This is a genomic window from Paraburkholderia sp. Cy-641 (assembly GCF_011752945.1).
In the GTDB taxonomy this organism is placed as follows: domain Bacteria; phylum Pseudomonadota; class Gammaproteobacteria; order Burkholderiales; family Burkholderiaceae; genus Paraburkholderia.
Genome location: NZ_VWWM01000033.1, coordinates 25,141 through 44,386 on the forward strand (window position 1 = coordinate 25,141; position 19,246 = coordinate 44,386).

15 protein-coding genes and 1 pseudogene are annotated in these 19,246 nt (G+C 64.8%); 10 read left to right on the forward strand and 6 right to left on the reverse strand.

Annotated features, from left to right (window positions below):
- Positions 1-46: 46 nt before the first annotated feature.
- The 3 genes from catC to katG form a co-directional block, all read right to left on the reverse strand.
- Entirely contained in the window at positions 47-337 is a 291-nt protein-coding gene (catC, locus tag F3J20_RS19330; RefSeq protein ID WP_167036084.1) for a muconolactone Delta-isomerase, read from the reverse strand.
- Positions 338-366: 29 nt separating this feature from the next.
- Complete coding sequence (locus F3J20_RS19335) at positions 367-1,503, reverse strand: muconate/chloromuconate family cycloisomerase (RefSeq protein WP_167284238.1); 1,137 nt, start codon at positions 1,501-1,503, stop codon at positions 367-369.
- Positions 1,504-1,914: 411 nt separating this feature from the next.
- Positions 1,915-4,131 (reverse strand): catalase/peroxidase HPI, encoded by a 2,217-nt coding sequence (katG, locus tag F3J20_RS19340; protein ID WP_167284239.1) that lies wholly within the window; start codon positions 4,129-4,131, stop codon positions 1,915-1,917.
- A 664-nt stretch (positions 4,132-4,795) separates the two neighbouring features.
- Here katG and F3J20_RS19345 point away from each other — a divergent pair.
- The gene (locus F3J20_RS19345; RefSeq protein WP_167284240.1) at positions 4,796-5,170 is read left to right on the forward strand and encodes a hypothetical protein; all 375 of its coding nucleotides are present in this window, start codon (positions 4,796-4,798) and stop codon (positions 5,168-5,170) included.
- 193 nt (positions 5,171-5,363) lie between these two features.
- Complete coding sequence (locus F3J20_RS19350; protein ID WP_167036072.1) at positions 5,364-6,182, forward strand: mechanosensitive ion channel family protein; 819 nt, start codon at positions 5,364-5,366, stop codon at positions 6,180-6,182.
- 189 nt (positions 6,183-6,371) lie between these two features.
- Here the strand turns inward: F3J20_RS19350 and F3J20_RS19355 are convergent, their stop codons facing one another.
- On the reverse strand, positions 6,372-7,043 hold the full coding sequence (locus tag F3J20_RS19355; RefSeq protein WP_167036069.1) for a VTT domain-containing protein: 672 nt from the start codon (positions 7,041-7,043) through the stop codon (positions 6,372-6,374).
- Between the two features lie 218 nt (positions 7,044-7,261).
- Here F3J20_RS19355 and mutL point away from each other — a divergent pair, with 218 nt between their 5' ends.
- On the forward strand, positions 7,262-9,391 hold the full coding sequence (mutL, locus tag F3J20_RS19360) for a DNA mismatch repair endonuclease MutL (protein ID WP_167284241.1): 2,130 nt from the start codon (positions 7,262-7,264) through the stop codon (positions 9,389-9,391).
- Between the two features lie 45 nt (positions 9,392-9,436).
- The gene (miaA, locus tag F3J20_RS19365; RefSeq protein ID WP_167036061.1) at positions 9,437-10,381 is read left to right on the forward strand and encodes a tRNA (adenosine(37)-N6)-dimethylallyltransferase MiaA; all 945 of its coding nucleotides are present in this window, start codon (positions 9,437-9,439) and stop codon (positions 10,379-10,381) included.
- A 165-nt stretch (positions 10,382-10,546) separates the two neighbouring features.
- Here the strand turns inward: miaA and purM are convergent, their stop codons facing one another.
- A complete protein-coding gene (purM, locus tag F3J20_RS19370; RefSeq protein ID WP_167036058.1) occupies positions 10,547-11,614 on the reverse strand; it encodes a phosphoribosylformylglycinamidine cyclo-ligase in 1,068 nt (355 codons plus the stop codon).
- A 311-nt stretch (positions 11,615-11,925) separates the two neighbouring features.
- Between purM and hda the strand changes: the two are divergent.
- From hda to panB, 6 genes and pseudogenes are all read left to right on the forward strand, one after another.
- Positions 11,926-12,609: pseudogene (gene hda, locus F3J20_RS19375) on the forward strand (DnaA regulatory inactivator Hda); the annotation flags it as partial.
- Positions 12,610-12,799: 190 nt separating this feature from the next.
- Positions 12,800-13,486: an HAD family hydrolase gene (locus F3J20_RS19380; RefSeq protein ID WP_167036053.1), complete on the forward strand. Its 687-nt coding sequence runs from the start codon at positions 12,800-12,802 to the stop codon at positions 13,484-13,486.
- Complete coding sequence (pcnB, locus tag F3J20_RS19385) at positions 13,483-15,096, forward strand: polynucleotide adenylyltransferase PcnB (protein WP_167036050.1); 1,614 nt, start codon at positions 13,483-13,485, stop codon at positions 15,094-15,096. The genes F3J20_RS19380 and pcnB overlap by 4 nt, the downstream gene beginning before the upstream one ends.
- Positions 15,097-15,144: 48 nt before the next feature.
- Entirely contained in the window at positions 15,145-15,690 is a 546-nt protein-coding gene (gene folK, locus F3J20_RS19390; protein ID WP_167036047.1) for a 2-amino-4-hydroxy-6-hydroxymethyldihydropteridine diphosphokinase, read from the forward strand.
- Complete coding sequence (locus F3J20_RS19395; RefSeq protein WP_167036044.1) at positions 15,687-16,367, forward strand: deoxynucleoside kinase; 681 nt, start codon at positions 15,687-15,689, stop codon at positions 16,365-16,367. The genes folK and F3J20_RS19395 overlap by 4 nt, the downstream gene beginning before the upstream one ends.
- Positions 16,368-16,403: 36 nt before the next feature.
- Positions 16,404-17,219, forward strand: coding sequence for a 3-methyl-2-oxobutanoate hydroxymethyltransferase (gene panB, locus F3J20_RS19400; protein WP_167036041.1), 816 nt, complete (start codon positions 16,404-16,406; stop codon positions 17,217-17,219).
- A gap of 54 nt (positions 17,220-17,273) precedes the next feature.
- On the opposite strand, the gene F3J20_RS19405 is transcribed toward panB, so the two are convergent.
- Complete coding sequence (locus F3J20_RS19405; RefSeq protein ID WP_167036038.1) at positions 17,274-19,232, reverse strand: bifunctional anthranilate synthase component I family protein/class IV aminotransferase; 1,959 nt, start codon at positions 19,230-19,232, stop codon at positions 17,274-17,276.
- Positions 19,233-19,246: the final 14 nt, after the last annotated feature.

Sequence of the window (19,246 nt, forward strand, 5' to 3'; positions counted from 1 at the left end):
GGCTCAGTGCGGGTCCGCGCCCGGAGGAGCGGCCTGCTCCGCTGGCTCAGGCGTCGCCGTCGCGAATCGACGACGGGTGACGGCACAGCGGCGTCACCGAAATTTTCATGTACGGAAATAGCGGCAAGCCGGTCAGAATGTCGTGCAGCTCGGCATTGCTCTCTACATCGAAAATGCTGTAGTTCGCGTACTCGCCGGCAAGACGCCAGATATGGCGCCACTTGCCGCTGCGCTGCAGGTCCTGCGAATAGGCCTTTTCGCGCGCCTTGATTTCATTGGCGACATCGGCCGGCATGTCGGCCGGAATATTCACATCCATTCGTACGTGGTAAAGCATGGTCGGCACCCTATCGGTGGTTGTCGGGGTTATCGAGTGACTTTCAGCAGCCCGTCGCGGGTGAAACGCCTGAGCTTCGCTTCGTCCAGTTCGATGCCCAGACCCGGGCCATTCGGCACGGTCAACTCGAAGTCGCTGTAATCCAGCGGTGTGGTCAGAATTTCTTCGGTAATCAGCAGCGGCCCGAACAGTTCGGTGCCCCACTGCAGGTTCGCAAAGCTCGCGAACAGATGCGCCGAGGCGATCGTGCTGAACGCGCCTTCCAGCATCGTGCCGCCGTACAGTTCGATACCGGCGGCGTCGGCAATCGCGGCGACGCGCTGCGCGGCGAACAGACCGCCGCTCTGCTCGATCTTGATCGCGAACACGTCGGCCGCACCGCTCTTCGCGATCTCGAATGCGCTTTCCGGGCCTTGCAGGATTTCGTCGGCCATCAGCGCGACCGGGAAACGGCGCATCAGGCGCGCCAGCGCCACGACGGACGCAACCGGCTGCTCCACCAGTTCGCAGCCGGCATCGGCCAGCGCGGGAATCGCCCATGCCGCCTGCGTCGAGCTCCAGGCCATGTTGACGTCGACACGCACCGCGGCGCGCTCGCCCACCGCCTTCTTGATGTCGGCAACGTGCTTGATGTCGGTCTTGAGTTCTTTCGCGCCGATCTTCAGCTTGAAGATCCGATGGCGGCGAATGTCGAGCATATGCTCGGCCTCGGCGATATCTTTCGCGGTATCGCCCGAAGCGAGCGTCCATGCGACCGGCAAGCGCTCGCGGCGGCGGCCGCCGAGCAGTTCGCTGACCGGCACGCCGAGGCGTTTGCCGTGTGCATCGAGCAGCGCGGTTTCGAGCGCGCTCTTCGAGAAGTGATTGACCTTGACCAGCTTGCCGAGATGCGCCATCAACGCCTGGATGCGCGTCGCGTCCTGGCCGATCATGGCCGGTGCGAAGTAGGTGTCGATGGCGAGCTTCATCGCTTCCGGGCTTTCCGGGCCGTAGGCCATGCCGGCGATCGTGGTGCCTTCGCCGATGCCGACGATGCCGTCGCTGCAATAGACCTTCGCGAGCATCAGCGTTTGCCCGTGCATCGTGGCAACCGAGAGCTTGTGAGGGCGAATCGTCGGCAAATCGACGAGGCAGGTTTCGATACGTTCGATCGTCGGAGTGGTCATGGCGGAGGCTGCTTCAGTGCGGTCACAGTGTGTGTTTTATACACGCGGCGTACTGAGAGCGTCCAATACTGTTCCAGTCGTTTTTCATACCTTGAAAGCATGGTATGGGCCGGAACGCCTGCTACTCTGGGGTTTCGAGATCGATCATATATTTCGGGTATCGAGATTCGGACGACTTTTCGCAGCCGTTCCAGTGGCTTCCCCCCTTCTCCGACAGGCTGAGTGCGGGTCGTCGAATCCATACCGCTCGCCACGAACAACAAAGGGTTACAGGCATGAAGCGCTGTAACCCTTGGTGGTTTTCCGAAGCAAAGTGCCGCAAGGCATCACGGCTTCATGTCGGACTCGCGTCGATTCGCGTACTTGCCGACCTCGCCGGAACGCTTCGTCCCGGCGAGGTCATGGGCCCGCTCAGGCGAGATCGAACCGGTCGAGGTTCATCACCTTGACCCATGCGGCGACGAAGTCGCGAAGGAACTTCTGCTGCCCGTCTCCGCTTGCATAGACTTCGGAGAGAGAGCGCAACACGGAGTTCGAACCGAACACCAGATCGACGCGCGAACCGGTCCACTTCACCTGACCGGTCTTGCGATCACGTCCCTCGAACGCATCCCGCTCCTCGGAGAGCGGCTTCCACTCCGTGTTCATATCGAGCAGGTTGCGGAAGAAGTCGTTGCTCAGCGTTTCGGGACGATCGGTGAAGACGCCCTGCGCATGCTTGCCGGCATTGACGTTCAGCACGCGCAGACCGCCGACCAGTGCCGTCATTTCCGGCGCGCTCAGCGTCAGCAGTTGCGCCTTGTCGATCAGCAGCGCTTCGGCCGGCAACGCGAACTTGCCCTTCACGTAGTTGCGGAAACCGTCGGCAACCGGTTCGAGCATGCCGACCGATTCCACGTCGGTCTGCTCCTGCGAGGCATCCATGCGGCCCGGCGAGAACGGCACTTCGACACTCTGGCCGGCCTTCTGTGCCGCCTGCTCGATACCGACGCCGCCCGCCAGCACGATCAGGTCTGCGAGCGAGACCTTCTTGCCGCCCGCTGCGCTGCCGTTGAACTCGCTCTGGATGCCTTCGAGCACCTTCAGCACCTTCGCCAGTTCCGCGGGCTGGTTGGCGTCCCAGTCCTTTTGCGGTGCAAGACGGATACGCGCACCGTTGGCGCCGCCGCGCATATCCGAGCCGCGGAAGGTCGAAGCCGAGGCCCACGCGGTCGACACCAGTTGCGCGACGCTAAGTCCCGATGCCTGGATTTTCTGCTTGAGCGCGGCAATGTCCTGCGCGTCGACGAGCGGATGATTCACGGCCGGAATCGGGTCTTGCCAGAGCAGTTCTTCGGCCGGCACTTCCGGGCCGAGGTAGCGCGAGCGCGGACCCATGTCGCGGTGCGTCAGCTTGAACCATGCACGCGCGAACGCATCGGCGAACGCATCCGGATTCGCCATGAAGTGGCGCGAGATTTTTTCGTAGGCCGGATCGAAGCGCAGCGAGAGATCGGTCGTGAGCATCGTCGGCAGCAGCTTTTTCGACGCGTCATAGGCATGCGGAATGGTTTCTCCCGCGTTCTTCGCGACCCATTGATGCGCGCCGGCCGGGCTCTTCGTCAGTTCCCATTCGTAGCCGAACAGGTTTTCGAAGAAGCCCATGCCCCACTTCGTCGGCGTGGTAGTCCACGTCACTTCGAGACCGCTCGTGATCGCGTCGCGGCCACTGCCGGTGCCGAAGCTGTTGCGCCAGCCGAGCCCCTGGTTCTCGAGGTCGGCGGCTTCGGGTTCAGGGCCGACGTTGCTGGCCGGACCGGCGCCGTGCGTCTTGCCGAACGTGTGGCCGCCGGCGATCAGCGCAACGGTTTCCTCGTCGTTCATCGCCATGCGCCCGAACGTATCGCGAATGTCGAAAGCCGCCGCGAGCGGATCGGGATTGCCATCCGGCCCTTCGGGGTTCACGTAGATGAGACCCATCTGCACCGCGCCGAGCGGATTCTCGAGATTGCGGCCTGCCTCGGCGCTCTGTGTCTGCGGGTCGGCAGCCGCACCCTTGCCATAGCGCAGATCGCCACCGAGCCAGGTCGTTTCCGCGCCCCAATAGACGTCGTGGTCCGGCTCCCACGTGTCCTCGCGACCGCCGGCGAAACCGAAAGTCTTGAAGCCCATGGTTTCGAGCGCGACGTTGCCGGTGAGGATCAGCAGATCGGCCCAGGAAATCTTCTGGCCATATTTTTGCTTGATCGGCCACAGCAGACGACGGGCCTTGTCGAGGCTGACGTTATCGGGCCAGCTGTTGAGCGGCGCGAACCGCTGCTGACCGCGGCCGCCACCTCCACGGCCATCGCCGGTGCGGTACGTGCCGGCGCTATGCCATGCCATACGGATAAACAGCGGCCCATAGTGACCAAAGTCGGCCGGCCACCACTCCTGCGAGTCGGTCATCAGCGCCGCGAGATCCTTCTTGACGGCAGCCAGATCGAGACTCTTGAATGCTTCAGCGTAGTTGAAGTCCTTGTCCAGCGGATTGGACTTGGTGGAATGTTGGCTGAGCAGGTCCAGTCGCAACTGCTTCGGCCACCAGTCGCGGTTGGTCGTGCCACTCCCGGCAGTATGCTTGAATGGGCATTTTGCTTCGCTTGACATGCGTTATCTCCTTCAACCGTGTTCAATGATTACCTACCCGGCCTCGGCCAAACTCCGGGTACCTTAGACATAATATTGGCTTCGGGTCGGCAACGGAAATTGACTTATTCGATTCGGGCGAGAGAAAAAAACTAACGCCGTATAGTTCGCTGCGCTGCCGTCGATCACACCTCGACATCATGCGCAGGCGTTGACTCTACGCGCAATTGGTCGATCGTGTTGCGAATACGTCGAGAGGCAGCAATCGGGCGCGGCTTTCCATGCGCAATCCCGGACCAGTATAGGAAAGAGATTACTGCGCACGAGCGACAGCGATGTGTCAGGTTCGCAGCCGAGGCATTCAATTCAAATAGCCCGTACGCATAGAGCTCGATGGAAGTGCTTCGTGGACATCAGCCGTAGACGGTTAATTCACGTCCGGTTTTCATACGTGATGATTGGCGACAAAGACGGGCGACAAAAAATGTTGCAGACGCAAAATTTTTGCCAATGTCCGTTGCATAGCCGCGTTGCGGTTTGTGCTCGATCGACATCGCGTGCTTATTTATCGAGACAGGAAGATATGTAATGATCGCGGTCGCCAGATCAACACGGCATGCCCGATACGTTGCACAAGCGGACGTTTCGGCGACGCCACGGCGCACTACGCTTTCATTGGATCGATATGACCCACTTTCTGTTAGACATCCTTGTCAATCTCGCCCTGCTTGCCGGCGTGTCGCTCGCGTGCGGCCTGTACAACCGGCTCGGCGCCGGCGCCACGCTGAGTGGTCCGCGCGTGTTCGCCGCACTCGCCGCGATCGCACTTGTCCTCGATATCGTGCTGACCTTCGTCGTGTTCGCCGATGCGCAGAGCCGCTACGGGCAATTTTCACGAACGGCAACATTTTTCCAGCGCTCGGGCGCCTATGTGCTGGCGATCATGGTCGCGTTCGCATGGCACTACGTGGCACGCCGCCGACGCTCGACGAAGCTCGACGCCTGCAAGACGATCATGATCTCCACGTCGCCGTATTCGGAATCGCGTCTGCGCATCTGAGCCGACGCGCAGGCCCCACGCACGCCGAGCGCCCTCGCCACGAGCAGGAACGGTCCTTGCGCATGCGGGCGCGGTCGGCTATAACTCCCGAGGACCGGGTTTCGCCGGTCGCGCCCGTCGCCTAAGCATTTGCCGCTGTATTGCACCAGCGCCGTTCAATCAGTTCATGGCAACTTATCCAACGAGGTACATCTTGGATCTTGAAACCGTACGTGTCTTCATCATGACCCGAGGCATCGACCTCGGCACCAAGGTCGTCGGGGCAATCGTCCTGTGGATCGTCGGCCGCTGGATCATCGGCCTCATCACCGGGCTGCTGCGCAAGCTGGTCGTGCGCAACGGCCGTGTCGATCCCACTCTCGCTCACTATCTCAGCTCGATTGTCGGCGCCTTGCTGAACCTGCTGCTCGTTCTTGCGATCCTGCAGATCTTCGGCGTACAGACCACTTCGTTCGCGGCCTTGCTCGCCGGTCTCGGTCTCGCGATCGGCACGGCATGGGGCGGTCTGCTCGCGCACTTCGCGGCCGGCATATTCATGCAGGTGCTGCGGCCGTTCAAGGTCGGCGATTTCGTCACCGCGGCCGGCGTCACCGGCACGGTCACGGAACTGGGTCTGTTCGGCACCACGATCGTGACGCCCGACAACGTCACGACGATCGTCGGCAACAACAAGATCTTCTCCGACACGATCTCGAACTACAGCGTATTGCCGGTGCGCCGGGTCGAGCTGACGGCGAAGATCGCCAATGGCGTCGACCCGGCCGATGCGATGGCGCGCCTCAAAGCGGCCGTGACGAAAATTCCCAATGTCGTCGAGAGCCCCGCGCCGGATATCGAGGTATTGAGCTTCACGCCGGAAGGGCCTTTGCTGTGCGTGCGCCCTTATACGTCGAACCAGAACTACTGGCAGGTCTATTTCGACACGAATCGCGCGATCATAGAGACCTTCAAGGAAGCCGGTTATCCGACGCCGGAAACGCCGCTGGCGCCGCGCGCAGTCACACGCGATTGATCGGAAAAGGCGACGGGCGCGCAGACAGGAAATACGGCTTCAGTACAGCAGGCACCATGAAAAAGGGGTCGCTAAACTAGCGACCCCTTTTTCATGCTCTGATTCATGCCCCGATTTTCATGCCCCGATCCGTACCCCAAAACGGGCCGGCACTATCACCCGATACCGGTATGCGGATATCGCCTCACCTCAGCGGTTACTCGCATTCGCGCCATTCTTGCGCAGCATCTTCCACAGGCCGCCGAGCACGACCGGCACGATCGCCGCGCCGATACCGACGAGCACGATCACGTTCAGATACTGACGGATGAACGGGATGTTGCCGAAGAAGTAGCCGAGCAGCACGAGCAGCAGCACCCACGACAGCGCACCGATGACGTTGAAGAACTGGAACCGGCTCCACGTCATCGTCGAGGCGCCCGCGACGAACGGCGCGAAGGTCCGCACGACCGGGATGAAGCGTGCGAGCACGATGGTCTTGCCGCCGTGCTTCTCGTAGAAGTTGTGCGTCTTCTGCAGCGCGGCGCGATCGAGAAAGCGCTCGAGCACCGGAATATGCGAATTGAACACGCGCGGCCCGATGGCGCGCCCGATCAGATAGTTGGTGGTATTGCCGGTGACCGCCGCGATCAGCAGCAGCAGGATCAGCGCGCCGAGGTTCATCTGCCCGGTCGCGCAGAAAGCGCCGCCGATGAACAGCAGCGAATCGCCCGGCAGAAACGGCAGAACGACGAGCCCGGTTTCGGCGAACACGATCAGGAACAGCACCGCATAGACCCAGGCGCCGTACACGTGAATGAAGTCCCCGAGAAACTTGTCGATGTGCAGGACAAGGTTGACGAAATGTAGCAACGTATCCAAGGAACGTCCTTTATCGAGCGAATATGAGCGTGGAAAAACGGCCGCCGCGCGGCCTGCGGAGAGAGCCGGCATGCAGTATCGCAAACCGTTGCGAATTGACCGCGACATGATACATAAAGTGCCTCGGCGCGATTAAAAATCTGCCGCACCGGGCCGTACGATCGGCACGCATGAGGCATGCCCGCGAGCCCCTGGCGCCGAGTCGCTATAATTTCGCCATGTCAGAATTTTCCGAAACGCCTGCCGGCGCCCCCGCCGCGGCCGCGCACCCCGACACGTCCGGCACCGCGCCCGCGCCGCGTCCGTTGCGCGCGATCCAGCCCCTGCCCGATCAACTGATCAGCCAGATCGCCGCCGGCGAAGTGGTCGAACGGCCGGCCTCGGTGGTCAAGGAACTGCTCGAAAATGCGCTCGACGCGGGCGCGCAAACGCTGCGCATCCTGCTCGACGAAGGCGGCGTCAAACGCATTTCGATTACCGACGACGGCTGCGGCATCCCCGAAAACGAACTCGCGCTCGCCCTGACGCGCCACGCGACCAGCAAGATCCGCTCGCTCGCCGAGCTCGAAGCGGTCGCGACGCTCGGGTTCCGCGGCGAAGCGCTGGCGTCGATCGCATCGGTCGCGCAAATGAGCATCACGAGCCGCACGGCCGACGCGCCGCACGCGGTACGCATCGACGCGGAAACCGGCGTGCTGAGTCCCGCGGCCGGCACGCAAGGCACGACGATCGAAGTCCGCGAGCTGTACTTCAACACGCCCGCGCGCCGCAAATTCCTGAAAAGCGAACAGACCGAACTCGGCCATTGCCTCGAACAGATTCGCCGCGCCGCGCTCGCGCGTCCCGACGTCGCGATTTCGGTGCTGCATAACGGCAAGGCCGTCGAGCACTGGAACGCGAGCGAGCCGCCCGTGCGCGTCGCGAAGATTCTCGGCGACACGTTCGCGACCGCCCATCTGCCGCTCGACGAAGCCGCCGGTCCGCTCGCGATCTACGGCTGCGCCGGTCTGCCGACCGCGAGCCGCGGCCGCGCCGATCAGCAGTATTTCTTCGTCAACGGCCGCTTCGTGCGCGACAAGCTGCTCACCCACGCGGTGCGCGCCGCTTATGAAGACGTGCTGCACGGCGAGCGCTTTCCGTCCTACGTGCTGTTCCTCGATCTGCCGCCCGAAGGCGTCGACGTGAACGTGCATCCGTCGAAGATCGAAGTGCGTTTCCGCGATTCGCGCTCGATCCACCAGTTCGTGTTCCACGCGGTGCAGCGCGCGCTTGCGCGGCACGCGGGCGCGTCGCCGGAAACGACGGCGGGCGGACATGCGGCACACCTGGAGCCGACAGCGGGTGAGCCGGCTTCGTTTGGGGCGACGCCGTTGGGCGGTGCAAGTGGTGCAAGTAGCGCAGGCGGTGCCGGCAGCGCGGGCGGCGGCTTCGGCTCGGGTGCCGGTATTTCAGGCGGCGCTTCGGGCGCCGGTTTCGGCACCGGCGCCCGCACCGGCTCCGGCGGATTCGGCGGCTCGCAGCCCGGCAACACCTGGATGCGCCAGGCGCGCATGACGCAAGGCACGCTGCCGGTCGCGCAACCGCTCGCGGGCTACGACGCGCTGTTCGGCCGCAAGGACCCGCTTGCCGGGCGGGTCGAAGGGGCCTCGCTGTTCGAGGCGCGCGATTCGGCCGCCGAAACGACCGCGCCCTATGGCACGACGGCACCCGCCGCGCCGTTTTCCGCCGCACCGTTCGGCGCAAGCACGTTCGACGCCGCCGACGACCAGCCGCTCGGCTTCGCGCTCGGCCAGGTTCACGGCATCTATGTGCTCGCGCAGAATCGCCACGGGCTCGTGATCGTCGACATGCACGCCGCGCACGAACGCATCCTCTACGAGCAGTTCAAGAACGCGCTCGCCGATCGCGCAATTGCCGTGCAGCCGCTGCTGATCCCGCAGACGATGCAGGCCGACCCGGTCGAAATCGGCACGGTCGAGGAAGAGCGCGACACGCTCGACGCGCTCGGCTTCGACCTCGCGGTGCTCTCGCCGACCACGCTCGCGATCCGCGCGGTGCCCGCGCTGCTGAAAGACGCCGATCTGCAGGCGCTCGCGCGCGCGGTACTGTCCGACCTGCACGCGTTCGGTGGCTCGCGCGTGCTGACCGAGCGCCAGCACGAACTGCTCGGCACGCTCGCCTGCCATCACGCGGTACGCGCGAACCGGCGTCTGACGCTCGACGAAATGAATGCGCTGTTGCGCCAGATGGAAGCAACCGAACGCGCCGACCAATGCAACCACGGGCGGCCGACCTGGTATCAGCTGACGCTCGCCGATCTCGATCGGCTGTTCATGCGCGGGCAATAACGCGCTGCGTTGAATGAAACCGTTGCGACGCGCGCCCGCTTGCCCATGACGTCACACCCTGCTCCGATCCCCTGCCTGCTCGGCCCGACCGCGTCCGGCAAGACCGCCGCCGCGCTCGCGCTGGCCGCGCGGCGGCCGGTCGAGATCATCAGCGTCGATTCGGCGCTCGTCTATCGCGAGATGGACATCGGCACCGCCAAGCCGACGGCGGAAGAACGCGCGGTCGCGCCGCATCATCTGATCGATATCGTCGATCCGGCCGACTCGTATTCGGCCGCGCAATTTCGCGCCGACACGCTGCGGCTCGTCGGCGAGATTCATGCGCGCGGCCGGCTACCGCTGCTGGTCGGCGGCACGATGCTGTACTACAAGGCGCTCACGCAGGGGCTCAACGATTTGCCTGCCGCCGATGCCGACGTGCGCGCAGCACTCGACGCCGACGCCGCGCGCGACGGCTGGCCCGCGCTGCACGCGCGGCTCGCCGCGGTCGATCCGGTCACGGCCGCGCGCCTCGCGCCGAACGATTCGCAGCGCATCCAGCGCGCGCTCGAAGTGTTCATGCTGACCGGCCAGCCGATGGCGACGCTGCTTGCTGCGCCCGCGCGCATCGACGCTGCCGCGTCGGCCTGGCGCTTCGTGCCGATCGCGCTGGAGCCCTCCGAGCGCGGCGTACTGCACCAGCGTATCGAGCAGCGCTTCGACGCGATGCTTGCGCACGGTTTCGTCGATGAAGTCGCGAAGCTGCGCGCGCGCGGCGATCTGCTGCCCGAGATGCCGTCGATGCGTTGTGTCGGCTATCGGCAGGTGTGGGAATACCTCGACGGCGCGGTCGATTACCCAACCATGCGCGACAAGGGAGTCTTCGCGACGCGTCAGCTATGCAAGCGCCAGCTTACGTGGCTGCGCAGCATGACGGAGCGAAAGGTGGTGGATTGCTGCGATCCGCACGCAACGGCGCGGGTGGTGGAGTTGATCGAGGCACTGGCCTGAACAGCCGGGAGAGAAGGAAAACGCGAATCTGAAGAATCCGGAACCGGCTCTTCGAAGTTCAAACAAATAGTTCAAGCACATTCGAACCGACCTGAACGACCTTGAACCACCGCGGCCCGCGCGACGCCCTGAGGAAGCCGCGCGAACCGCTCAAACCTTAAACCCTTAGACCACCACCGTCTGCGCTTCGCCGGCCGCGCTTGCGCGAACCGTGCCGATCTTCCAGACCTGCTCGCCCGCCGCGGACAGCGAACCGATCGCCGCCTCGGCATCCGCCGCCGCCACGATCACCGCCATGCCGATACCGCAGTTGAACACACGGTGCATTTCCGCATCGGCGACACCGCCGTGCTTCTGCAGCCACGAGAACAGCGGCGGCAGCGGCCATGCGCGCTGATCGAGCTCGGCCGTCAGACCGTCGCGCAGCACGCGCGGAATGTTCTCGACGAGGCCACCGCCCGTAATGTGCGCCATGCCCTTGACCTCGATCTGCTGCATCAGCGCGAGCAGCGGCTTCACGTAGATGCGCGTCGGCGCCATCAGCGCGTCGGCCAGCGTGCGGCCGTCGAACTCTGCGTTCAGATCGGGATTGGCGCGCTCGATGATCTTGCGCACCAGCGAGAAACCGTTCGAATGAATGCCGCTCGACGCGAGACCGAGCACCACGTCGCCCGGAGCGATCTTGCTGCCGTCGATGATCTTGCTCTTTTCCACCGCGCCGACCGCGAAACCGGCCAGGTCGTATTCGCCGTCCGGGTACATGCCCGGCATTTCCGCCGTTTCGCCGCCGATCAGCGCGCAGCCCGACAGTTCGCAACCGTGCGCGATGCCTTTGACGACGGTGGCCGCCGTGCCGACCTCGAGCTTGCCGCAGGCGAAGTAGTCGAGGAAGAACAGCGGCTCGGCGCCCTGCACGAGGATGTCGTTGACGCTCATCGCGACGAGGTCCTGACCGACCGTGTCGTGGCGGTTCAGCTGGAACGCGAGGCGCAGCTTGGTACCGACGCCGTCGGTGCCGGACACGAGCACCGGCTCCTTGTACTTCTTCGGCACTTCGAACAGCGCGCCGAATCCGCCGATGCCGCCCAGCACGCCGTCGCGCAGAGTCTTCCTGGCAAAGGGCTTGATGGCGTCGACGAGGGCGTCGCCCGCATCGATGTCCACGCCGGCGTCGCGATACGACAAACCTTGGGCCGAATCGGTTGAAGACGGGGTGGATTTCGGTTGATTCATGGGGAAGAGCTCGAAGGTCGGTAAAATGCGATTTTACCCGATGCCGGCCGCCTGGCTGGAATTCGCGCGTTCGACCGAGCCGGAAACGAGTTTGCCCTACGACACTCCGATTCCCGTGCCGCTACCACGCGCGATTCCATCCGCCGCGTTCGCGCGACGCGCGGCCCGGCAGCCCGGCGAGCACGCCCTGCAACCACTGAGCGCTGATTGACCCGCTTGATTGATCGGCTTGCTTGACGCTTCAGGCCCCGAGGTTCGGGCCCGGTGCGGCCCGAGCCTTATTTTCGGCATTAATTCGGCATTAACCTACTGTGCTTCGTCAACTGACGCTCGATCTCGGCACCCCGCCGCCATCGACATTCGACAATTTTTTCGCCGGCGTGAACGCCGAGCTGGTCACGCGTCTGCGCGAGCTCGACAACGCGCTCGCCGCCGGGCCGGTCGCCGATCGCACCTTCTACGTCTGGGGCGAAGCCGGCAGCGGCCGCACGCATCTGCTGCAGGCGCTCGTGCACGAAGCGCCGCCGGGCCATGCGCGCTTCGCCGGCCCGCAGAGCAGCCTCGCCGCGTTCGGCTTCGATCCGCGCGTCGCGCTCTATGCGATCGACGACTGCGATGCGCTGTCGGCCGCGCAGCAGATCGCCGTGTTCAACCTCTTCAACGAAGTACGCGCGCACCCGACCAGTGCGCTGGTCGCCGCGGGCAACGCGCCACCGATCGGCATGACCGTGCGCGAGGATCTGCGCACGCGGCTCGGCTGGGGTCTCGTGTTTCATCTCGCGCCGCTGCCCGACGACGCCAAGGCCGCGGTGCTCAAACGCGCGGCGCGCGAGCGCGGCATCATGCTCGCCGACGACGTGCCGGCCTACCTGCTCACGCATTTTCGCCGCGACATGCCGAGCCTGATGGCGCTGCTCGACGCGCTCGACCGCTTCTCGCTCGAACAGAAGCGCGCGGTCACGCTGCCGCTGTTGCGCACGATGCTCGCATCGCCCGGCGCGGACGAGCGGCGCGGCGGTTCCACGGGCTCCATTACCGGCCCGGCCGCAGGGGGGGCATCCGCTGCGCCAGCCTCATCCGCATCCGGCCCGGCCGCCGCGCACGAAGGCCCGGGCACCGGCGCGTCCCTGGCCGACCCGGCAGGTTCATACGCCGTCTCTCCCGCTTCAAGTAAAATAGGCCCCCATGGCTAACCTCGCACTCTTCGATCTCGACCACACGCTCATTCCCACCGACAGCGACCACGAATGGGGCCGCTTCATGGTGAAAAAAGGCATGGTCGACGCCGAAAATTTCGCCCGTGAAAACGACCGCTTCTACGCCGACTACAAAGCCGGCCAGCTCGACATTCACGCTTATCTGATCGCCATGCTGACGCCGCTCGCCAGGTACTCGCGCGCGCAGCTTGCCGACCTTCACGCGCAGTACATGCACGAGGTCATCACGCCGGCCATCCTGCCGGCCGCGCTCGAACTCGTGAAGCAGCACCGCGAAGCGGGCGACCTCTGCTGCGTTGTCACCGCCACCAACGAATTCATCACGCGGCCGATCGCCCAGGCATTCGGCGTCGACGCGCTGATCGCCTGCGAGGCGGAAACCGTCGGCGGCGATCCGCACGGCGCTTACACGGGCCGCCCGACCGGCACGCCGAGCTACAAGGAAGGCAAGATCGTGCGCACCGAAATGTGGCTCGCCTCGCTCGGCAAGAACTGGAGCGACTTCGAGCACAGCTATTTCTATAGCGATTCGCACAACGACATCCCGCTGCTCGAAAAAGTCACCGATCCCATCGCGACCAATCCGGACGACACGTTGCGCGCCCATGCGCAAGCCAAAGGCTGGCGCATCCTCGAACTCTTTCAACCCTCGTGATCAAGAAACTCATTCGCAAGCTCTTCGGCCAGGACGCGGCGACCGCTGACGACACGCTCTCCGCCGAAACCCACGCCGAGGCCGGCGACGCCAAAGGCAACGCATCGGCGCGCGGCAAGTCCGGCGCCGGCACGAGCGCTTCCGGCACGGCCGCGAAGCCGCGCCGCAAATCCGCCGCGGCCGCCGCCAAAGCGCCGCGCGAACCGGACGCGCCCGTCATCATTCCGCACGACGTGCACGGCATCGACCCCACGCTGATCTCGCGCAACGCGATCCGCGTCACCGAAGGTCTGCAACAGGCGGGCTACCGTGCGTTCATCGTCGGCGGTGCGGTGCGCGACCTGCTGCTCGGCGTGAAACCGAAAGACTTCGACGTCGCGACCGACGCGACGCCCGAACAGGTGCAGAAGCTGTTCCGCCGCGCTCGCATCATCGGCCGGCGCTTCCAGATCGTGCACGTGCAGTTCGGCCAGGAAATCATCGAGACCTCGACGTTCCGCGCGCTCGTCGATCCGCCCGCGGCCGACGCCGCGCCGCCGAAGCGCCTGAAGCGCGACGAGCTCGACCGCCGCACCCATGCGGTCGACGCGAGCGGCCGCGTGCTGCGCGACAACGTCTGGGGCGAGCAGCACGAAGACGCCACGCGCCGCGACTTCACGATCAACGCGATGTACTACGATCCGGCCACGCAAACCGTGCTGGACTACCACAACGGCATGGCCGACATCCGCGCACGCCTGCTGCGCATGATCGGCGACCCGGCCACGCGCTATCGCGAAGACCCGGTGCGCATGCTGCGCGTCGTGCGTTTCGCCGCCAAGCTCGGCTTCGAGATCGACGACGCAACGCGCGCGCCGATCAAGAAGATGGCCGACCTCATCAACAACGTGCCCGCCGCGCGTCTGTTCGACGAGATGCTCAAGCTCATGCTGTCGGGTCACGCGCTCGCATGCCTGAAGCGGCTGCGCCAGGAAGGCCTGCATCACGGACTGCTGCCGCTGCTCGACGTCGTGCTCGAACAGCCGACCGGCGAGAAATTCATCTCGCTCGCTCTCTCCAGCACCGACGCGCGCGTGCTGGCCGGCAAGCCGGTCTCGCCGGGCTTCCTGTTCGCGACGCTGCTGTGGCACGACGTGCAGCAGCGCTGGCAGAAATTCGAGGCCGAAGGCGAGTACCCGGTGCCCGCGCTGCATCGCGCGATGGACGAAGTGCTCGACATGCAAACCGAGAAACTCGCGATCCACAAGCGCTTCTCGGCCGACATGCGCGAGATCTGGGGTCTGCAGCTGCGCCTCGAAAAACGTTCGGGCCGCAGCGCGCTGAAGCTGCTGGAACACCAAAGATTTAGAGCGGGGTATGATTTCCTCCTGTTGCGCTGCGCCTCGGGCGAACTCGACGAGTCGGCCGGCGCATGGTGGACGGAGTTCATCGAAGGAGACGCCGCCGCGCGCGAGACATTGCTCACGCAAGGCGGGAAGGACCGGAGCCCCAGAAAACGCCGGCGGCGCGGAGGCGCCAGAAACCGCAAATCAGGTGACGGAATGGAGGGCGGCACACCAGCCGAACGCACGGACAACGACGCGGGCCACACAGGCTCGCACGAAGACTGACGCGGCGTTCGCGGAAGCCGTCGAACGATAGTTGCAGGAAGTTATGCCATGACGGTTGCTTATCTTGGTCTCGGCGCGAATCTCGGGGACGCGCGTCAGACCCTGAAAGACGCGGTGGTGTGCCTCGCACAACAGCACACCATCACCGTGCTCGCCAAATCGAGCCTGTATCGCACCGCCCCGATCGACGCGGGCGGCGACGACTATTTCAACTGCGTCGTGAAGCTCGAAACGACGCTCCCCGTGCGGCATCTGCTCGCGCTGTGCCACAAGATCGAGCATCACTTCGGCCGCGAGCGGCCGTTTCGCAACGCCCCGCGCACGCTCGACCTCGACATCCTGCTGTACGGCGATCAGTCGATCGACGAAGCCGATCTGATCGTGCCGCATCCGCGTCTCGTGGAGCGCGCATTCGCGCTCGTGCCGCTCGTCGAAATCGACGCGGCGATCATCATTCCGCAACATGGGCGCGCTAGCGCGCTGCTCGAACATGTCCGCGATCAGCGCATCGAAAAGATGAAGGGGCCGTGCCAGTGCCCGATGCTCAACGCGCTGAACGGCGACGATTCCGCCGATAAGGGCCGCTGCGAATGAGTTCGCCGCCGCTCACGGTCACCGCGCCGCAACTACGTCCGCCGTTCGGCTATCTCGCGATCGAAGGGCCGATCGGCGTCGGCAAGACCTCGCTCGCGCGGCGCCTCGCGCAACGCTGGTCGATGCAGGAGCTGTTCGAGCGCCCGCACGAGAATCCGTTTCTGGAACGCTTCTATCGCGATACCGCGCGCTACGCGCTGCCGGTGCAACTGCACTTCGCGCTGCAACGCACGCAGCAGGCGCACGAAGTGAGCGCGGCGCAGGCCACCGGCACGCCGCTCGTCGCCGACTTTCTCACGCAGAAAAACGACATCTTCGCGCGTCTCACCTTGCAGGAAGACGAGTGGCAGCTATATCGCGCGCTCGCCGCCCGGCTCGACGTCAGCGCGCCCGCGCCGGACTTCGTCGTCTATCTGCAGGCGAGCCCCGAGGTGCTGTTCGCGCGCATCCAGAAGCGCGCGGTGCCGATGGAACTGCAGATTTCCGACGCCTATCTGCGCGCGCTCTGCGACGCATACAACGAGTTCTTCTACCACTACGACCACACGCCCGTGCTGACGGTCAACGCCGAGCACCTGAATCCACTCGACTCCGATGCGGACCTCGCGCTGCTCGCCGAACGCATCGAGACGATGCGCGGCCGCAAGGAATTCTTCGTCAAAGGCACCTCGCTCTAAGCGGGCTCGGCCATTTCTTTTTCCATTGGATTAACCATGACCTATTTGCAGGAAGCGAGCCGGAGCGCTATCACCGTGCCGAAACTGCAGGCAATGCGCGACGCCGGCGAAAAAATCGCGATGCTCACCTGCTACGACGCGAGTTTTTCCGCGCTGCTCGACCGCGCGGGCGTCGACGTGCTGCTGATCGGCGACTCGCTCGGCAATGTGCTGCAAGGGCAGACAACCACGCTGCCGGTGTCGCTTGCCGACATCGCGTATCACACGGCGAGCGTCGCACGCGCGCGGCCGTCGGCGCTGATCGTTGCCGACATGCCGTTCGGCACGTACGGCACGCCGGAAGACGCGTTCAGAAGCGCGGTCGAACTAATGCGCGCGGGCGCGCAGATGGTCAAGCTCGAAGGCGGCGAATGGCTCGCGGGCACGGTGCGTCATCTGGTCGAGCGTTCGGTTCCGGTGTGCGCGCACGTCGGGCTCACGCCGCAGTCGGTGCATGCGTTCGGCGGCTTCAAGGTGCAGGGCAAGACCGAAGCGGCGGCGAGCCAGTTGCTGCGCGATTCGCTCGCGGTACAGGAAGCCGGCGCGCAGCTGATCGTGATGGAAGCGATTCCGTCGCCACTCGCGAGCGAGGTCACGAAGCAGTTGCGCATTCCGACGATCGGCATCGGCGCGGGGCTCGACTGCTCGGGTCAGGTGCTCGTGCTGCACGACATGCTCGGGATTTTCCCCGGCAAGCGTCCGCGCTTCGTGAAGGATTTCATGCAGGGGCAGCCGAGCATTCAGGCGGCGGTCGAGACGTATGTGCGGGCGGTGAAAGAGGGAGCGTTTCCAAGCGCCGAGCACACGTTCTGATGCAGCGCTTCTGTTGAAATTTCTGTGTGCTTCGCCGCGGCTCCGCTTCGCGCTCTAGCGAACGACCCGCGCCGGCACCGCGCCGCGCAATGCGTTGCAGACCAGCAGCGCCTCGGCATTCAGCACGTCGACCTGGGTCAGTACTCTTTCTCCGGCCTGCAGGCCCGCCGCCGCCTCGAGCAACACGCTCCGCATCACGCCTGGCAGCACGCCCGATTCGAGCGGCGGCGTCCACCATTGCCCCGCGAGCTTCACGAATACGTTCGAGCGGCCGCCTTCGGTCAGCTCACCGCGTTCGTTGAAGAACAGCGTATCGAATGCGCCCTTCGCTTCGGCTTCACGCCAGCCGCGGTCGTAGCCGGCGCGGCGGGTGGTCTTGTGGCGCAGCAGCGGATCGTTCGCCTGCGTCGGCGCGAACTGCTGTTCGGCGCCGAGCAGAACGCCGACGGTCGACTCCGTCAACGGCGTGAGCACCGCGGCCGTGATCTGCACCGCGCCGCTCTTGCTCAATGCGAGCCGCACGCGATGCGGCGTTTGTCCGGGCAGCGCCGCACACTGTGCGTCGATCTGCTCGCGAATGCCGGCTTCGTCGAAACCAAAGCCGAACGTCGCCGCACTCGACGACAGGCGCCGCAGATGGCGCGCCAGATGCCGCACGCCGTCTTCCCGCGTCGCGTACATCGTTTCGAAAAGTTCGAAGCCCGGCTCCGCGCCGGTCAGAAAACGTGCTTTCAATTGACACTCCGCATGTTCGTCGGCGGCAACGCTGTCGAGAACGATACCCGCGCCGATGCCCATGCTGCCGCGGAAACAGGTGGTGTCGCCCGCTTGCGTTTGCGCGGATGGACTCAGCGTTAGCGTACGGATGGCGACCGAGAGACAGAAGTCGCCGCACAAGGACGTGTTCGCGGCCGCCTCTGCGTGGGTAACGGTGGCGTGTGTAACGGCATCCGACTGCGCGCTGTCAGCATTCGCAAAAGGCGCATCGAGCCAGCCGATCGCGCCCGTATACAACCCGCGCGGCGTGCTTTCGAGTTCGTCGATCAATTGCATCGTGCGATGCTTCGGCGCGCCGGTAATCGAGCCGCACGGAAACAGCGCGCGCAGGATCGTGGCAAACGACGTGCCGCCTTGCAACGTCGCGACCACCGTCGACGTCATCTGCCAGACCGACGCATACGGCTCGACCGAGAACAGCGCCGGCACCTTGACCGAACCGGTCTGGGCGACGCGCGACAGGTCGTTGCGCAACAGATCGACGATCATCACGTTCTCGGCGCGGTTTTTCGGATCGTTGGCGAGAAACTCGGCGGTCCGCTGGTCAGCGGATGGATCGTGCGAGCGCGGCGCCGTGCCCTTCATCGGCCGCGCGCGCAACGTCGCGCCCTGCTTCTCGACGAACAGCTCCGGCGAGCACGACAACACCCAGCCGCCGCCCGGCAAGGCGGCAAGCGCACCGAACGGCACCGGCTGGCGCGCGCGCAAGCGCCGATACAACGCCACCGGCGGCCCGAATACGTCGAAACCGAGCCGGTACGTGTAGTTGACCTGATAGGAATCGCCCGCGCGCAGGGCAGCGTGAATCGCCTCGATCGCCGCGTTGAACTGCGCGGAATCGACGCTCGCGCGCACGTTGGCCGTGCCCGCGACCGAAGGCTCGAGCGCGTCGTTGTCGCGCGCGATCAGCCATGCATCGACCTCTTCGCGCGAAAGCCTCGCACAGCGTTCGAACAATAAAAAACGCAGCGCGGCATTGCCACGCTGCGTTTCCGAAGACCGGCGCGCATCGAGACCCATGAGCGCGCGGCCGAATTCATAGTCGGCGAGCACGACGGCATGCAAACCGCTGCGCGCGTCCGCGACGACGCTTGCGCACACGGCGTCGAGCAGCGCGGCATCCGCGCAGACCCGCTCATGCACAAAACCCGTGTACAGACGACTCGAACGGCGCGCCGCCGTTGCGCCGCAATCGTCGAGCAGCGCGAATACCGCGCCGCGCTCATCCGCCGTCATGCTTATCGCCGAAT

What these genes read in the sequence shown, in the direction of transcription:
- catC (WP_167036084.1), bottom strand. Translation starts at nt 337, where the DNA reads ATGCTTTACCACGTACGAATGGATGTGAATATTCCGGCCGACATGCCG.
- F3J20_RS19395 (WP_167036044.1), top strand. Translation starts at nt 15,687, where the DNA reads ATGAGTTCGCCGCCGCTCACGGTCACCGCGCCGCAACTACGTCCGCCG.
- mutL (WP_167284241.1), top strand. Translation starts at nt 7,262, where the DNA reads ATGTCAGAATTTTCCGAAACGCCTGCCGGCGCCCCCGCCGCGGCCGCG.
- miaA (WP_167036061.1), top strand. Translation starts at nt 9,437, where the DNA reads ATGACGTCACACCCTGCTCCGATCCCCTGCCTGCTCGGCCCGACCGCG.
- katG (WP_167284239.1), bottom strand. Translation starts at nt 4,131, where the DNA reads ATGTCAAGCGAAGCAAAATGCCCATTCAAGCATACTGCCGGGAGTGGC.
- F3J20_RS19380 (WP_167036053.1), top strand. Translation starts at nt 12,800, where the DNA reads ATGGCTAACCTCGCACTCTTCGATCTCGACCACACGCTCATTCCCACC.
- F3J20_RS19345 (WP_167284240.1), top strand. Translation starts at nt 4,796, where the DNA reads ATGACCCACTTTCTGTTAGACATCCTTGTCAATCTCGCCCTGCTTGCC.
- folK (WP_167036047.1), top strand. Translation starts at nt 15,145, where the DNA reads ATGACGGTTGCTTATCTTGGTCTCGGCGCGAATCTCGGGGACGCGCGT.
- purM (WP_167036058.1), bottom strand. Translation starts at nt 11,614, where the DNA reads ATGAATCAACCGAAATCCACCCCGTCTTCAACCGATTCGGCCCAAGGT.
- F3J20_RS19335 (WP_167284238.1), bottom strand. Translation starts at nt 1,503, where the DNA reads ATGACCACTCCGACGATCGAACGTATCGAAACCTGCCTCGTCGATTTG.
- F3J20_RS19405 (WP_167036038.1), bottom strand. Translation starts at nt 19,232, where the DNA reads ATGACGGCGGATGAGCGCGGCGCGGTATTCGCGCTGCTCGACGATTGC.
- panB (WP_167036041.1), top strand. Translation starts at nt 16,404, where the DNA reads ATGACCTATTTGCAGGAAGCGAGCCGGAGCGCTATCACCGTGCCGAAA.